At 42.2% G+C, this 14,719-nt stretch carries 14 protein-coding genes; 7 read left to right on the top strand and 7 right to left on the bottom strand.

The window, feature by feature from the left end; genetic code table 11:
• Positions 1–386: 386 nt before the first annotated feature.
• Positions 387–1,400 (bottom strand): UDP-glucose 4-epimerase GalE, encoded by a 1,014-nt coding sequence (gene galE, locus VPNCDNU1_RS20920; RefSeq protein WP_104402132.1) that lies wholly within the window; start codon positions 1,398–1,400, stop codon positions 387–389.
• A gap of 272 nt (positions 1,401–1,672) precedes the next feature.
• Between galE and VPNCDNU1_RS20915 the strand changes: the two genes are divergently transcribed.
• On the top strand, positions 1,673–2,416 hold the full coding sequence (locus VPNCDNU1_RS20915) for a 5-oxoprolinase subunit PxpA (RefSeq protein ID WP_104402131.1): 744 nt from the start codon (positions 1,673–1,675) through the stop codon (positions 2,414–2,416).
• Positions 2,417–2,520: 104 nt separating this feature from the next.
• Here the strand turns inward: VPNCDNU1_RS20915 and VPNCDNU1_RS20910 are convergent, their stop codons facing one another.
• From VPNCDNU1_RS20910 to VPNCDNU1_RS20900, 3 genes are all read right to left on the bottom strand, one after another.
• The gene (locus tag VPNCDNU1_RS20910) at positions 2,521–3,564 is read right to left on the bottom strand and encodes an efflux RND transporter periplasmic adaptor subunit (RefSeq protein ID WP_104402130.1); all 1,044 of its coding nucleotides are present in this window, start codon (positions 3,562–3,564) and stop codon (positions 2,521–2,523) included.
• Complete coding sequence (locus VPNCDNU1_RS20905) at positions 3,561–6,872, bottom strand: efflux RND transporter permease subunit (protein WP_237324184.1); 3,312 nt, start codon at positions 6,870–6,872, stop codon at positions 3,561–3,563. The genes VPNCDNU1_RS20910 and VPNCDNU1_RS20905 overlap by 4 nt, the downstream gene beginning before the upstream one ends.
• A 91-nt stretch (positions 6,873–6,963) precedes the next feature.
• Entirely contained in the window at positions 6,964–7,257 is a 294-nt protein-coding gene (locus VPNCDNU1_RS20900; protein ID WP_101115080.1) for an ArsR/SmtB family transcription factor, read from the bottom strand.
• Positions 7,258–7,725: 468 nt separating this feature from the next.
• Between VPNCDNU1_RS20900 and VPNCDNU1_RS20895 the strand changes: the two genes are divergently transcribed.
• Positions 7,726–8,646 carry an aminoimidazole riboside kinase gene (locus tag VPNCDNU1_RS20895; RefSeq protein WP_104402129.1) on the top strand — a complete coding sequence of 307 codons (921 nt, stop codon included), beginning with the start codon at positions 7,726–7,728 and terminating at the stop codon, positions 8,644–8,646.
• Between the two features lie 147 nt (positions 8,647–8,793).
• On the opposite strand, the gene VPNCDNU1_RS20890 is transcribed toward VPNCDNU1_RS20895, so the two are convergent.
• On the bottom strand, positions 8,794–9,879 hold the full coding sequence (locus VPNCDNU1_RS20890) for a ketoacyl-ACP synthase III (RefSeq protein WP_104402128.1): 1,086 nt from the start codon (positions 9,877–9,879) through the stop codon (positions 8,794–8,796).
• Between the two features lie 285 nt (positions 9,880–10,164).
• Between VPNCDNU1_RS20890 and trxC the strand changes: the two genes are divergently transcribed.
• The 3 genes from trxC (at position 10,165) to VPNCDNU1_RS20870 (ending at position 12,181) form a co-directional block, all read left to right on the top strand.
• The gene (gene trxC / locus VPNCDNU1_RS20880) at positions 10,165–10,599 is read left to right on the top strand and encodes a thioredoxin TrxC (protein ID WP_104402127.1); all 435 of its coding nucleotides are present in this window, start codon (positions 10,165–10,167) and stop codon (positions 10,597–10,599) included.
• 175 nt (positions 10,600–10,774) lie between these two features.
• A complete protein-coding gene (locus VPNCDNU1_RS20875; RefSeq protein WP_104402126.1) occupies positions 10,775–11,929 on the top strand; it encodes an MFS transporter in 1,155 nt (384 codons plus the stop codon).
• 72 nt (positions 11,930–12,001) lie between these two features.
• Positions 12,002–12,181 carry a DUF2986 domain-containing protein gene (locus VPNCDNU1_RS20870; protein WP_104402125.1) on the top strand — a complete coding sequence of 60 codons (180 nt, stop codon included), beginning with the start codon at positions 12,002–12,004 and terminating at the stop codon, positions 12,179–12,181.
• On the opposite strand, the gene VPNCDNU1_RS20865 is transcribed toward VPNCDNU1_RS20870, so the two are convergent.
• Positions 12,178–12,681 (bottom strand): LabA-like NYN domain-containing protein, encoded by a 504-nt coding sequence (locus tag VPNCDNU1_RS20865; protein WP_104402124.1) that lies wholly within the window; start codon positions 12,679–12,681, stop codon positions 12,178–12,180. The genes VPNCDNU1_RS20870 and VPNCDNU1_RS20865 overlap by 4 nt on opposite strands.
• 185 nt (positions 12,682–12,866) lie before the next feature.
• On the opposite strand from VPNCDNU1_RS20865, the gene VPNCDNU1_RS20860 reads away from it, so the two are divergent.
• The gene (locus tag VPNCDNU1_RS20860) at positions 12,867–13,301 is read left to right on the top strand and encodes a DUF4174 domain-containing protein (protein WP_371410807.1); all 435 of its coding nucleotides are present in this window, start codon (positions 12,867–12,869) and stop codon (positions 13,299–13,301) included.
• 80 nt (positions 13,302–13,381) lie between these two features.
• Here the strand turns inward: VPNCDNU1_RS20860 and VPNCDNU1_RS20855 are convergent, their stop codons facing one another.
• Positions 13,382–13,993, bottom strand: coding sequence for a DNA-J related domain-containing protein (locus VPNCDNU1_RS20855; protein WP_104402122.1), 612 nt, complete (start codon positions 13,991–13,993; stop codon positions 13,382–13,384).
• Between the two features lie 156 nt (positions 13,994–14,149).
• On the opposite strand from VPNCDNU1_RS20855, the gene VPNCDNU1_RS20850 reads away from it, so the two are divergent.
• On the top strand, positions 14,150–14,671 hold the full coding sequence (locus VPNCDNU1_RS20850) for a GNAT family N-acetyltransferase (RefSeq protein ID WP_104402121.1): 522 nt from the start codon (positions 14,150–14,152) through the stop codon (positions 14,669–14,671).
• Positions 14,672–14,719: the final 48 nt, after the last annotated feature.

The raw sequence follows: 14,719 nt of genomic DNA, 5'->3' as shown, positions 1-14,719 counted from the left end.
GCGTTTATAGGATCATATTTACAGGTGATTAAAAACAAAAAATCCAGCAAAGGCTGGATTTTTACAAGTTCGAAAATTTCTAAAAAGTAATCAAAAAGTGACTGAAATATTTCGAGATTATTTGTTTTCTGCCATCTCTTTCTTGACCATTACAGCAGCTGCAACGATGAAAGTGATGATAAGCGCTAGCTCCATCGGTGTCCCCTGAAAATTGAATTACAGAATTGTTGCCTACTGGGTTAAGAAAATGTTTTTTAACGCTCAAAATTAAGCAACGCGGGTATTCTAACAGGTTATGGATTGAGCGAAAGCCCTTAACGAGATTTTTACGAAAAATATCGATTCAGATCAAAAAAGGAGCGAAATCGCTCCTTTTGTTAAATTTGTTAGTCAGAATACCCTTCTGGGTTTTGTGACTGCCAACGCCACGTATCTTCAGTCATTAAATCTAAAGAACGCTCGGCTTTCCAGCCAAGTTCGTCAGTGGCTTTCTTAGGGTCAGCCCAACATTCTGCTATATCACCCGGTCTACGGTCGACTAATTTATAAGGGATATCTTTGCCACTGGCTTTTTCAAAAGCTTTCACCATATCTATCACGCTGTACCCGTTACCAGTACCTAAGTTATAGATATGTAGCCCGTTTTTACTGCCAACGGTATTCAATGCAGCAAGGTGTCCGTCAGCTAAGTCCATTACATGAATGTAGTCACGTACGCCAGTTCCGTCTTTTGTTGGGTAATCACTGCCAAAAACGGATAAAAACTCTCGGCGCCCTACTGCAACTTGAGAAACAAAAGGCATCAAATTGTTAGGGATACCTTGTGGGTCCTCACCGAGGTCGCCAGTCGGATGTGAACCAACGGGATTGAAGTATCGCAACAGTGTAATGCTCCAATCTGGGTTTGCCTTTTGAAAATCGGTTAGGCACTCCTCTACCATGAGCTTACTTCGGCCATATGGATTAGTCGCACTGGTTGGGAAGTCCTCTGTAATCGGAACAGATGCTGGGTCACCATAGACAGTAGCAGAAGAACTGAATACCAATGTTTTCACGTTCGCTTCGCGCATAGCTTCAACAAGGACTAAAGTACCATGAACGTTGTTATCGTAGTATTCCAAGGGCTTTTCAACAGATTCACCAACTGCTTTAAGCCCCGCAAAATGAATACACGCTTCAAGATCATGTGTTTTCATGGTTTCGACCAATAGTGCTTTGTTTCGTATATCACCTTCTACGAAAACAGGTCTAGTCCCAGAAACTTTCTCAATCCTATCTAATACACTGGATTTACTGTTGTACAAGTTGTCTAGAATAACTGGTGTCATTCCAGCTTCTATCATTTGAATGCAAGTGTGGCTGCCGATATAGCCCATGCCACCAGTAACAAGTACTTTCATCATTATTCCTAAATGGTGAGATTAATGTAATTCTACTTTCGATAGACTCAAATTAGTAGTCTCAAAAATCAAAGTAACTGGATTTTATAGAAAAATCTTCCGAGTTTTTTTAATTTTGTTCGCTAAAGTGATACAGATATTCATCGCCATGAATCATAGGGAAAATCTCAGCTGAATCTAACGACTTCTCAATTCACTTAAACCCCATTACTCTTATACCTAAGTATCCAAGGTAACTTGGGTATACGTTTAAAATAGGAGGAATACCTCAGATGACCAAGGAAAGGTTAAAATTGAATTGCGACATGGGAGAGAGTTTTGGCACATGGACTAAAGGGCTTGATGAAGATGTCATGCCGTGGGTTGATATGGCTAACATCGCGTGTGGATTTCACGCTTCAGATCCTGATGTCATGTCCAAAACTCTTAAGCTCGCAAAAAGCCATTCTGTAAAAATAGGTGCTCACCCGGGCTATCACGATCTCATTGGGTTCGGGAGACGCTCTATTCCAATGACTCAAGATCAATTAGTACACTCTATTGTGTACCAAGTGGGCGCTTTAAAATCGCTGGCATTGTTAAATGACGTGAACGTAGAATACATAAAACCTCACGGCGCGCTGTATAACGATATGATGCAAAATGAAAGTGTGTTTATTGGTGTTTTAGCGGCCGCTGAAAATTTTTCCCTCCCAGTTATGATCTTGGCGTCTAACGACAATACTCGTTATCTCGATTTGGCCGATCAATTTAATGTACCTCTCCTTTTTGAAGCCTTTGCAGATAGAGCGTATCAAGATAACGGACTTTTAGTCCCAAGAAGCCAACCGAACGCCGTTCACCACAAAGAAGAAGATATTTTCTATCAGGTTATGCAACTCGCAAAGTACGGAAGCATAACCAGCGAAAATGGTAATGCCATTCAGATTGAAGCGGATACGGTTTGTGTTCACGGTGATAATCCAGAATCTATCGCCATGGTTCAACGTATCTCCCAAGGATTAGCGTCTTTATGAAATCGTTGTAAGATACACTGCGTATTGAATGAAAGAGCGAAGTTCTTAACGAACCTCGCTTAATGCAATATTGATGGTTAAACAGATTTAGCGATACAACTCTGCTAGAGCCCCAATGGGTTAACGACTACCGCATCCCCTTCTTTCAGCCCTTTTCTCACTTGCGTACCTTGCCCAAGTTGTACCAATTGCGTCTTTAATTTGCCGTCTTTGTATACCTTCACGTAATCAAGCTGACCAACCTGATATAGAGCATTTTCTGGAACACTTAGAACACGGGTTTTGTGGCTAAAGATGAAAACCTTTCCATACACACCAGGATATATCGATGGGTTCTTTAATAACGCAAGCTTCACTACAAAGCTCCGTGAGGATTGGTCAGCAGAAGGTGATATTTCAACCACATTGGCCTTACCTGAATAATGGGATGTAGGCAATTCAAACTGGAGTTCAGCACCAAGCTTTACCCTATTTATCAGAGATTCAGAAACATTTACTTCCAACTGCAATGATTGAGGGTTATATAGGGTCATCAAGGGGGTTCCAATTATTGCCGTATCACCAACACCAACAGTCTTAGTGGTTATAACTCCGTCAAAAGGCGCTCTAATAACGCTATAGTCAAATGTGGTTTGTGCTTCTTTTAACGCTGCTTGGCTCTGCTTAAACGATGCTTTGGCAGACTCTAGCTGTGATTCTACACGGTCAAATTCTGACTGAGGTAACAGCTTCTTCTTCACCAACTCTGATACCCGCTGATACTCTTTAGAGGCTGCATTCATCGACGCTTGAGCGGAAGACAACCGTTGCTCTGATTGCTTAACTCTTGCATCCAAATCATCGCTTTCAAGACGCATCAACACATCGCCTTTAGTTACAATGTCACCGACATCAGTGGCTAGTTCAATCACTTTAGCTGTAACTCTGGCGGAAAGCTGCGCTTGCTGGTCAGCAATCACTGTACCAGTGAATTCGCGTAATTGAGGCGCTTCAGTGTACTTCACGACAACGGTATTGAAGTCTGTTGTAATACCTTTTTGTGTAGGTTTGGCGGTAACTTTTTCTGTAAATCCACCAGCCATATAAACAAACAGAACAGCGAGTATCGCAAACAAACCTGCTCCAAGTAGAAGTTTTGACGATTTCATATCTCTTCTCCGTTATTTACTGGCAAACCATGCCCTTTTACATTTGAATACGCTAGGTGATACACGACTGGAATAACCAGTAGTGTAAAGATTGTAGAAGCTGTTATTCCGAATATGACTGCCCATGCTAGACCATTAAAAATGGGATCCAGCGTTATTACGATATTACCTAGTAGTGTTGTACCGGCAGTAAGCAGTATTGGTCGAAGCCTGACGGCACCAGATTCAATCAAAGATTGTTTGAGCTCTTTACCCTGAGCCAAGGATTGCTGAATGAACTCGATAAGAACGAGTGAGTTCCGCACTACAATACCCGCTAAGGCGATCATTCCGATCATTGCTGTTGCAGTAAACAAAGCGGGATCTGGGTAACCGTTGATATCATCACTCATTGTATTGAGGAACCAAAAGCCCGGCATTATCCCTATCACAGTAAGAGGAATCGCTAGCATGATGATCCCAGAAACAGCTGGGAGCCCAGTCTGAATCAGCATAATGATGAAAACGCCTAATAAAGCGGCACCATAAGCAATACCCAAATCTCGGAATACGTCGACGGTGATTTTCCACTCGCCTTCGCCACTCCATACCACATTCGTTTCTTCGCTTACTGACCACCCCTGATGCCCACCGTTCGACAAATAATGCCTCCCGGACAATTCACGTGATTCGTCAGACGGCTCCCTACCCTCATCGGAAATGACATCGGCGATAATTTCTCCCGGAACTCTTCCTGCTGCTTCAGCATATACATAAACGACCGGTTTTAAGTTCTTATGGTAGATCGGTTGATCTTTCGCTCTTTTCTCAAAATGTCCTAGCTCTGAAAGTTGAACAAGGGGTTGTGGTGAATCTTCAAGGCTGCCATTCACGTTTTGTTTACTGATTCCTGCTTGACCTCGAACATACAATGAAAGCAGGTTATTTAGGCTATCTCGCTCTGATTCAGGTAGCCGTATGACCACTGTAAGTGGTTCTATTTCTCGCTCCATTTTAAGATTGGCTAAGGAAAGTCCCTGATTGGCTGCAACAATAGTTTGGTTGATATCGTTAACTGAGATGCCAGAAAGCGCCGCTTTTTCCCTATCAACAACAAATTGCCAGATCTCTATTTTTCCTTGAATACTCGCATCGACTTCTGAAACAAACGGTTCTTGTTCCAAGCGAGCCGCTACTTTCTGAGCTTCGCTTTGCAACCTTTCGTATGAAGTTGTCTCTTCTCCATATACTTCTGCTGTTAGTGTGGCGATAACAGGCGGACCTGGCGGAACTTCAACCAGCTGGATTGAAGCGTCGAATCGATCAGCAATGGCTTCGATGTCTGCCCTAACTCGCGTAACAATTTGGTGTGACTGATGGCTGCGCTTGTCTTTGTCGACTAAGACAATTCTTAGTTCGCCTTGGTATGGCATCTCTCTCATAAAATAGTGCCTAACCATGCCATTAAAATCCATGGGCGAAGCTAACCCAGCAAAACCAGAGACCGATTTAATCTCCGGCTGGTGAATCAAGTAGTCTGAAAATTCGCGCAGAGCATTTGACGTACTCACAAAGCTCGTCGATTCAGGCATGTTTACAATCAGTTGGAATTCATTTTTATTGTCGTAGGGCAAAAGCTTTAGTGGGACGAGACGTAAGGCCGGTAATAGCGCTGCGCCAATAAACAAGGCTGCTACCAAGCCTAAAAACATCCAACTGTTCTTTTTAGATGACAATATAGGCGTCAGCAACTTGTTATAACTGCGATAAAGCAATGTTTTTTCTAACTGATACACTCCTTTTTGTTCTGCCGTTCTTAGAATCTTCCTTGCTAGCCAAGGCGTGATCATGAAGGCGACAATGGTGCTGAATATCACTGAAACAGGAACGTTAAAGGCAAGCGGTGCCATATAAGGCCCCATCATCCCTGTTATGAAAAACATTGGGGTAAACACAATGACGATAGCAACTGTCGACATAAGAAGCGCTGAACGTATTTCTCCCATAGCTAAAACGATCGCTTTGGTCCGAGATATATCTTTACGTTTCAGATACCTTTCTATGTTATCTATACTGGCGATTGGGTCGTCAACAATAAGACCGAGCGCTAAGATTAATGCGAACAGTGTGACTCGGTTTATAGAGTAACCAAACGCAAGATCCATCCCTAACGCCGCGCCATAACTAATTGGTATCGCTATTCCGACTACTAACGCACTTCGCCAATTTAAAAATAATCCAACAAATACGACGACCGTAATAATTGAGATACCAAGGCTAGATACTAAATTGCCAACTTTATCATTTGCTGTTTCGCCATAATTTCGAATGATGTCAATTTGGACAGCGTCAGGGAATTGGGTCGACTTGAGTAAATTCAACTCTGCAATAATTTCGTCAGCTACGCTAACTGCGTTGGAACCATTTTGCTTGGCGACAGAAATAAACACAGCAGGATAGAAAGCGTCATCAGCGGCACCATATTGAATCCACGTGTCGGTAGTGGGTTCTTCTGGTCCGTCACTGATCAGGGCAACATCTCGTAGATAGACTGGCTTTCCGTCAATAACGTTAACGACTAGACTACCTAGCTCATCGGCACCGCGAAAAAACTGCCCCGATTCAAGATAGTAAACCTCTCCGCGTTGGTGGAAAGTGCCCGCACTTTGTTTGGCATGACTTAAACGGAAAGCACTCTGTAAATCGTCTATAGTGGTTTTTCGACTTGCCATTGCTGATGCGTCTAATTTCACCTCAACGACTCTCGACTGACCTCCAGATACTTTAACAATGTTGGTGTCGTCTAATGACTTCAGCCTTTGCGTTGCCTGAGTAGCAATACGTTTTAACTCGAATGTTCCAAGCTGATCGGGGTCCGTTGAATACAGAGCTGCAACCACTATGGGCACATCAGCTATCTCTATGGGTTTTACCACCCAATTAGTAACCGAGGGAGGAATAATATCTTGGTTTGAAAAAAGCTTGTTATAAAGTTTTACCAAAGCGTTTTCACGATTCTCGCCCACGTAGTAACGGACAACCACTTGAGCTTTGTTTTCCATAGATGTGGAATAAACATATTCCACACCATCTATTTGGCTAAGTAGCTTTTCTAAAGGCTCCGTTACTTGCTTTTCAACTTGTTTCGCACTTAACCCGGGCGCATCGATCAAAACGTCTGCCATTGGCACAACGATTTGTGGATCTTCTTCTTTTGGCGTAAGCCATAGAGCCACACCCCCAATGATAAGCGCGAAAGTGATGAGTATCGGAGGGAAATAGCTGTTCATTACAGAATGAACAAACCCTCTATTGGTATCAGACCTCATTACCAGTTCCTTTTTTTATACACGTCATAACACCCACGCTAGGCGCGTATGCTTTAGTTAAATAGAAAATTTATTTACAAGGAAAAATAGCTTACGAGCAGAAAATGTCGTGTAAGTTATGAATCAATCTTTCTATTCGCTTATCAGCGAGTGAATAGAAAACTTGTTGAGATTCCTTCCTTACGCTCACCAGATTGTTTTTTCTTAAAACAGTTAGGTGTTGTGAAAACGCAGACTGACTAAGTGTAGAGCTGCTCTGTAACTGCCCTGCTCCTATTTCGCCATCAACTAACTGACAAAGAACCAAAAGGCGTTCCGGATGCGACATTACTCTTAGTATTTCTGCTACTTCCACCGAGCTCGTTTTCATTTGTTGGAGACTCATCGATACCTCTCAGTTCAATACAATCTAATTTAGATTTTACTAATTAATATAAAATAGTCAATATAAGGATGTGCTTAATTAGCATGAGTTTTAAAAAGATTCACGTAGAACGCCATTTTGTTTAGAAAGTCACTTATAAGTAAGTTTTTTTAAACAACACAAGTCAGAAAAGAGATCACTTTCAAATATGTTCGCGCAGACTCCGTCATCAAAATGAAATAGATATAACAATCAATAACCTATCTATATTATTCAACTGAATGTACTGAGATATTTAAATTTTGTAACCGTAAATTCTGCACCAAATATATACAAAACAGCACTTTACAGACGTTTTGTCCCCCTTTACTTTTTACAATGGGGTTAAATTCAGTTTGCTCACGCTATTTGTGCCCAAATGGGGCTATCTCTTGAGTTGTCTGAGCTTGTTGGTTAAGTTTGATTATGAGTTGTTTAAAGGAATAAAGAATGAACAGAGTTTGGATGACTGGAGATGCGGTAGTAGATTTGATTCCGGATACAGATAGCACATACCTAAAATGCCCCGGAGGCGCACCAGCAAATGTTGCAGTAGCCATTGCTCGACTAGGTGGTCAAAGTGCATTTTTTGGACGAGTCGGCGACGACCCTTTTGGTGGATTTCTAAAGCAAACGCTAACAGAAGAAAATGTCGATAATAACCTTGTAAAAAAGGATCAAAATCAACGAACATCCACTGTTGTGGTTGAATTGGACGACTCTGGTGAAAGAACCTTTACGTTTATGGTTCGTCCTAGTGCAGACCAGTTCACACAGCCCGAAGATATACCCAGTTTCCAGGTAGGAGAATGGCTTCACGTTTGTTCAATCGCACTCGCCAATGAACCCGCTAGAAGCACCACGTTATTAGCAATGGAACGCGTTAAGAAAGCTGGTGGCTATGTGAGTTTTGATCCGAACTTGCGCCACGAAGTTTGGGCGAGTCAAGAAGACATTATTCCGACTGTAATGAAAGCAATCGAGCTATCTGATGTCGTCAAGTTTTCCGATGATGAATTGCTTTATCTAACAAACACCGACTCAATAGATGAAGGTTTGGCGAGTTTAGAGCGCCTAAACTTGCCGCTGATTCTAGTTACTCAAGGCGCAAAAGGTGCGTTAGTTGTCCATGAAAATACGCAAACCTTGATTACAGGAAAAGCCGTTTCCCCCGTTGATACTACAGGCGCTGGTGATGCTTTCGTTGGTGGACTGCTCACTTATCTCGCTAAAAGTGAAGACTGGAATAAACACGACAATATTATCCAAGCGGTTAACTGGGCAAATGGATGCGGAGCACTCGCCACGACGCAAAAGGGAGCGATGACAGCGTTACCGACGATTGAAGCACTCAATGCATTTATTGAATGATCTCTGATTTAAATACTGGCTAAATGTATCGTAGAAATCGCTAAGCTTGTTAGAGCTGCATGTTAACAGCTGAAAATGTTTACCTTTTGGTTAACGTTAAAGAAAAGAGCCATCTAAGTGGCTCTTTAATAGTGTTTTATTGTTGTGTTACTTGTGGCGTGACTTGCAGTGCTCGATAGCACTCGCTAATAGCTCCAGTGCGTTTTTGTCTGTTGCGGGCAATTCAGCTTCGGATTCATTTATTGGAGTTACCCTGTCACCCCATTTTATATGCCCTGCTCCCCATGTAAGGCCCGCACCGAAAGCAGCCGTAAGGATATCACTTCCTGGTTTCACTCTGCCTTCTTCAACCGCTTCGCATAACGCAATAGGAACAGTAGCCGCCGATGTATTGCCGTATTTATGTATATTGATAAACGCTTTCTTTTGGTCGATTTCAGCGTGATCACACAAAGTTTGAATAATCCGGACATTAGCTTGATGAGGGACCACCAAATCAATATCGCCAGTGCTTAAGTTAGAACGGCTCAACACGGTTTGAGCAGCTGCGCCCATTCCCCTAACAGCGCGTTTAAATATTTCCTTGCCAACAAATTCAAAACTCCAATAGCCATTATCTGCAGCAAAGCGATCCATTGCCGTGCCGTACTTTGGTACAGACAGGATATCTCGCCCTTCTGCATCACAGCCTAACTGAGCTTGTTGCAAGCCCACAGGCTTGGTCGTTTTGCTGAGAACTACAGCACCTGCTCCATCACCAAATAAGACCGCTGTATCTCGCTGTGTCCAATCCAAGTAGAAGGTTAAGCGCTCAGCACCAATAACAAGTGCATGCCGGTAGTTTCCAGCTTGAATCAACCGCGTTGCCGTTTCGAGGCCATATACGAAGCCAGTACAAGCGGCATTCATATCAAAAGATGCACAGCTTTGAATCCCTAAATTAGCTTGCACCTTTGAAGCAATATTTGGGATAAGCGTGTCTGGTGAACAAGTCGCGACGATTAAGCAATCAATGTCTTTTGGTTCTAACCCAGCACATGCTATGGCTCTCTGTGCTGCCACAGTGGCAAGATCGGAGGTATTCACATGGCTAATTCGACGTTCTTCAATACCTGTTCTTGTTTTAATCCACTCGTCTGAGGTTTCCAAAAAGGTACTAAGATCTTGGTTGGAGAGCTTGGATGGAGGTAGACACTTACCCCAGCCAGTAATTTCTGCAAAATTCGATTGCATGTTATTTCACCTGTGATTTTATTTATATGGCTTTTACCCAAATAGGGTTTTCATTTTGAGTATACTCAAGCATATATAGATTCATCAAACTGTAAACTTTTCTGTCTACAAAATTCGTTTTAAAGACACCTTGTTTTTTGATTCTGATAAGGTTTCTGAAGCAAAAAACGACTTACAAGTTCTAAGAAAAAAGCGGTACCTTAGAATGAAAAAGCATGGGATAGAAAAAGATAAGTTTAAAACCCGAAGCTAAAGCTTGGTAAGATGCCTAAAAAAGGAGAATGTATGTCTAGTTTTAATACACCCTGCCCTTCATGTCGTGGCGTTAACCGAGTTCCCGTTGAGCGTGTTTCCGATCTTGCAACATGTGGTAAATGTAAATCTCACTTGTTTGATGGCTCTCCAATTGAAGGCACCGAGAACAATGTTGATGCACTTTTACAAAGTGACCAGCCTGTTGTGATCGACTTCTGGGCTCCTTGGTGTAACCCATGTGTTGGATTCGCCCCAGTATTTAGCGATGTAGCAGAAGAAAGAAAAGGTAATGTTCGATTTGTGAAAGTCGATACCGAAGCTCAGCAAAATCTCGGAGCAAAATACCAAATCCGAAGTATTCCTACCGTTATGGTATTTAAGAATGGTAAGCGAGTTGATGTCATTAATGGCGCGTTACCAAAATCTCAGTTCGATCAATGGCTCAATCAAGCCTTAGTAAAGTAATTCAAATCTGAAATTACTTAGAAAGCCCCATTGAATGGTCATTTCAATGGGGCTTTTGTTCTTCCTAAATCAAAAAATATTTGTCGTCAGAATCAATATTTTTCGTTTTACTAAAACCTCCCAAAACCCGATAGTCGCCGCTCCTAACTAACCTATTTTTCAGGAGATTCCGGCATTGGAAAACACCTCTACTGCACCACTAAAAATCGTCGCTCCAGTGGTCGCGTTGTCTTTGTTTGCTATCGCATCAGGCTACTTAATGAGCATCATTCCTTTGATGTTGAACGAGTATGGTATGAGTTCTGATATTGCAAGCTGGGTCGCGAGCAGTTTTTATGCCGGCTTACTGATTGGTGCGACAGCGACAGAACCATTGATTGCGAAAACTGGGCATCGTAAAGGGTTCCTTTTGTGCTTGGCAGTGCTTAGTAGCACCATTGTGCTTTTGCCTGTGTTCCCACAAGCTGAAGTTTGGATGTTTTCGCGCCTAGTCGCGGGTATAGCTGTCGCTGGTATCTTTGTTATCGTGGAATCTTGGCTACTTGCTGGAGATGCATCCGGAAGAGCGAAAAGATTGGGAATCTACATGATGTCTCTATATGGAGGCTCTTCCCTAGGGCAATTGGGTATCAACGTGTTTGGCGTAACGGGAGTACTACCGTTTGCAGTTATTTTGTCACTGATGGTGTTGGCTGCGATTGCCTTAGTGGTTATCCAATCTACTCAACCAGAATGTGAACAACATGATGCTATGTCGCTAAAGCAGATTATGCACTTAAGTAAACCAGCACTCGTGGGCTGTGTGGTATCAGGGCTTGTGTTGGGTGCGATTTATGGCCTCATGCCCCTTGAGCTAACCAATAGAAATGTTGGGCTGAATCAAATTGGCAGCTTAATGGCTTTAATCATTTTAGGAGGTATGCTTGTTCAACCAATCGCCTCTTGGCTAATAAAGTACGCTGGAAGAACGTTATTGCTGGCGCTATTCAGCTTATTGGGCGCATTCGCAATTGCGCTTATTGCGGTATTTGATTCCCGTTCTATTTTAGCTGGTGCGTTGTTTGTATTGGGTATGGCAAGTTTTGCCCTATATCCGGTCGCTATAAATTTAGGCTGCGATAACTTAGGAGATAACTACATCGTCTCTGCAACGCAAGTGATGTTGTTTAGCTACAGTGTGGGTTCTGTATTGGGTCCGGTGGTTGCGGACACCTTCTTAACCAACGAGGAAGGGTTAATGGGGTACTTGTTTGTCACTTTACTGGCAACCAGTATTTACATGTTGATTTCAAGCGCAAGACACAAGCCAACACTTGTTGCTGGCGGCTAAACAATTAAGTTTGTAAAAACACTGCTATCGCTGTATTCTGCGCGTCCTTAACAAGGTCGACGGAATACAGCAATGAACCGCAAAAAGAAGATAAATCAAATTCTGAAAAATAAGCAGAAAAAGAAAAATTCAAAACTGCACAAGAGTAATAAGCCTAAATACGTTTCTAAAGCCGAACGAGCCAAGCTTGAAGCCGAAGAACAAGTACAAACAGATTCAGCGACCGTCGCAGAAGAAGAATCTAACAGTTAAAGAAGCATGTCATCTTCTATTGGAAAGTATTGAGTAGCGCTGTCTATAAGCGATTGAGCGGTCAGTGCTCTAACTCCATAGACTTCCACTCGCTTTTTGTATTTCTCGCAAATACGTTTTGCAAGTATGTCAAAGTCCCCATCTCCCGAGAGTAATACAATCGTATCCACATCCGGCGCAATTTCTATTGCATCGATGGCAATGCCTACGTCCCAATCGGCTTTCGTACTGCCGTCTGCTCTTTGAATATAAGGCTTAAGGACAACCGTAAACCCTATTCCTCTCAAGATATGATGAAACTGTCGCTGCTTTTCTTGTTGGCTAGAGATGGCATAGGCATTCGCGCAAACTACTTGACGTCCATTCGTTGCTCTCCACCAAAACTCGTTGTAATCAAAGTTTTTTCTAAATTTCTCTCTGGTGGTGTAGTACACGTTTTGTACATCAACCAAAATGGCAATTTTCTCTTTTTGATTTTCTTTTTCCACGACGGCATCCATATATGTGTTGAAGGCAACAGCATACAGAATTTTTTGAAAATCTCGACTTTAATACCGCTATTCCCAGCGACATCTTCGTATAAGACCCATAATTGTAGAATCTTACGGCGTACACAGCTTTTGTGTTCTACGCAGTGAGACCCGCAAATTCAGACAAATTGGTCTGACACGGAGGTGTGAAAATGATGCGTTTATTAATTCTACTCGTAACTGTAATCAGTAGTGCTAGTCTCCATTCATACCCTGCCCATCAAAGTCATTGGACACACAGAAGTATCTTATACTTCGCACCTTCTGAAGATGAATACGTAAAACAGTTTTTGTTTGAAACGCTAACAAACGAATGCTCACTCAAGACACGTGACATTGTCACTCTTGTGATGACCCAAGACGGTTTTACTGCACCAAAATGGCTCCAGCGTGAATTTGACGTTGCGAAATTGGCTAAGTTGTACCAAGTAGATAAACAGTCACACACAGCGATACTGATTGGCAAAGACGGCGAAGAAAAATATCGATGGGGAAAAATCACAGATTGGGCTTTCATCAATCAGCTGATAGATTCCATGCCGATGAGAAGGCAGGAAATTAAGGGCAAAAGTAACCCCTGCAGTATTTGAATGCTTTAGGTAAAGACAGGTATTAGATTAAAAGCGGATTTTGTTGATCCGCTCGTCATTGGAAGTGCGTCAATAACGCTTTAATCTCGTAACAAGTGCCAAGCTTCACACAGTGTTCGAAATTTCTCTGTGTTGCCCCCTTCTCTGTCAGGGTGCCATTTTAGTGCCATTCTGCGCCATTGCTTACGTATTTCTGTTTGCGTAGAGGTATCGTCCAATTCAAACAATCTAAGTGCTTTTTGGCGAGTCATATCTCCGCTGTGAGAACCGACAAAATTTCGGTATCGAGTCCAAAATTCGTTAAGTAGCCTTTTTACTTCACCATTTTCTGCCTCGTAATTACTCCAGTCTGTGTAGTAATCGCGGAGTGGATCTTCAACGTCAATTTCATATTCACGAGATTGCGTGTCATTTTTTAGTTGAATATCCATTGCTTGAACTTGCACCCAAGCGTCTGGGTACAGCGTTTCTTGTAATTGGTATAATGCGTTCATCATTAGGAAGTTACGCTTAAACAAGTCTTTTTCTGGTGAAGAGTCCAAAAAAGGAATGATACCCAACTCGGATAGATGAGAGGCTAAAGTATGGACTTTCCAGCCTTCGTGTTTCTTTTTCAACACTTCCATAATCGGCCACACTAATGGGTTTTCCATGTGTGGGTCATGGCTATGAATTAAATCGTTGTTCGACATAGGCACTCTTATTTAATCTACTACTTACATTCAAAGCTATAGAGAAGATTTTGTCATTCTTTATACGTTAACCAGTATCACAGATTTCAATTTGTATACAGCTCAGTATTATGATAGATGTTGCTTTAAGATTTCGAATCAGACACTTATATTCCTATGCTAGTACAGCCTGATACAGCCTACCTAGATGCCTTTGTTGCATTTTACGATGATATTTTAGTTAACGACCCATTAAGCTGCGACTTTTACGGTGAAAACATTGACGATTTCAGTCAGTACATCAAAAACCTGTTAGATGAAGAACAAGGCATCAATTTAAAAGAAGGATACGTTCCCTGCTCACATCGATGGTACTTGAATAAAAAAGGAAACATTGTAGGAACAATAAGAATTCGGCACAGTTTAGACACTGATTTTCATAGAAACGAGCTAGGACACATCGGCTTTGACATCGCGCCATCTTTTCGTGGCTATGGCTACGCTACTGATATGCTGGCAAAGGCAATTGACGTTGCATCACAGCTCTCAATCTCGGAGTTGTTGCTGACAACAAGTGAAGAAAATACTGCTTCACAGCGAGTGATCCAGAAGAATGGCGGGCAATATCACTCTAAAGTGTACTCTTCTGTGTTTAATGAAGTGATTGAAAGGTATTGGGTTACGACGAATCTTAGGTAACCTCAGTTCTGGATAACAGAATGCCTATCCAAAGCTGAGGTTAAATGG

The organism is Vibrio penaeicida, from assembly GCF_002933855.1.
Taxonomy (GTDB): domain Bacteria; phylum Pseudomonadota; class Gammaproteobacteria; order Enterobacterales; family Vibrionaceae; genus Vibrio; species Vibrio penaeicida_A.
The sequence above is the reverse complement of the archived record's forward strand: the minus strand, read 5'-3'. Positions and strand labels throughout refer to the sequence as shown.

Excerpts from the sequence above, each read along its gene's own strand:
- VPNCDNU1_RS20900 (WP_101115080.1), bottom strand. The coding sequence starts at position 7,257 with ATGAGTCTCCAACAAATGAAAACGAGCTCGGTGGAAGTAGCAGAAATA.
- VPNCDNU1_RS20915 (WP_104402131.1), top strand. The coding sequence starts at position 1,673 with ATGACCAAGGAAAGGTTAAAATTGAATTGCGACATGGGAGAGAGTTTT.
- VPNCDNU1_RS20910 (WP_104402130.1), bottom strand. The coding sequence starts at position 3,564 with ATGAAATCGTCAAAACTTCTACTTGGAGCAGGTTTGTTTGCGATACTC.
- VPNCDNU1_RS20850 (WP_104402121.1), top strand. The coding sequence starts at position 14,150 with ATGCTAGTACAGCCTGATACAGCCTACCTAGATGCCTTTGTTGCATTT.
- VPNCDNU1_RS20855 (WP_104402122.1), bottom strand. The coding sequence starts at position 13,993 with ATGTCGAACAACGATTTAATTCATAGCCATGACCCACACATGGAAAAC.
- galE (WP_104402132.1), bottom strand. The coding sequence starts at position 1,400 with ATGAAAGTACTTGTTACTGGTGGCATGGGCTATATCGGCAGCCACACT.
- VPNCDNU1_RS20860 (WP_371410807.1), top strand. The coding sequence starts at position 12,867 with ATGCGTTTATTAATTCTACTCGTAACTGTAATCAGTAGTGCTAGTCTC.
- VPNCDNU1_RS20890 (WP_104402128.1), bottom strand. The coding sequence starts at position 9,879 with ATGCAATCGAATTTTGCAGAAATTACTGGCTGGGGTAAGTGTCTACCT.
- VPNCDNU1_RS20870 (WP_104402125.1), top strand. The coding sequence starts at position 12,002 with ATGAACCGCAAAAAGAAGATAAATCAAATTCTGAAAAATAAGCAGAAA.
- VPNCDNU1_RS20905 (WP_237324184.1), bottom strand. The coding sequence starts at position 6,872 with ATGAGGTCTGATACCAATAGAGGGTTTGTTCATTCTGTAATGAACAGC.
- VPNCDNU1_RS20895 (WP_104402129.1), top strand. The coding sequence starts at position 7,726 with ATGAACAGAGTTTGGATGACTGGAGATGCGGTAGTAGATTTGATTCCG.
- VPNCDNU1_RS20865 (WP_104402124.1), bottom strand. The coding sequence starts at position 12,681 with ATGGATGCCGTCGTGGAAAAAGAAAATCAAAAAGAGAAAATTGCCATT.
- trxC (WP_104402127.1), top strand. The coding sequence starts at position 10,165 with ATGTCTAGTTTTAATACACCCTGCCCTTCATGTCGTGGCGTTAACCGA.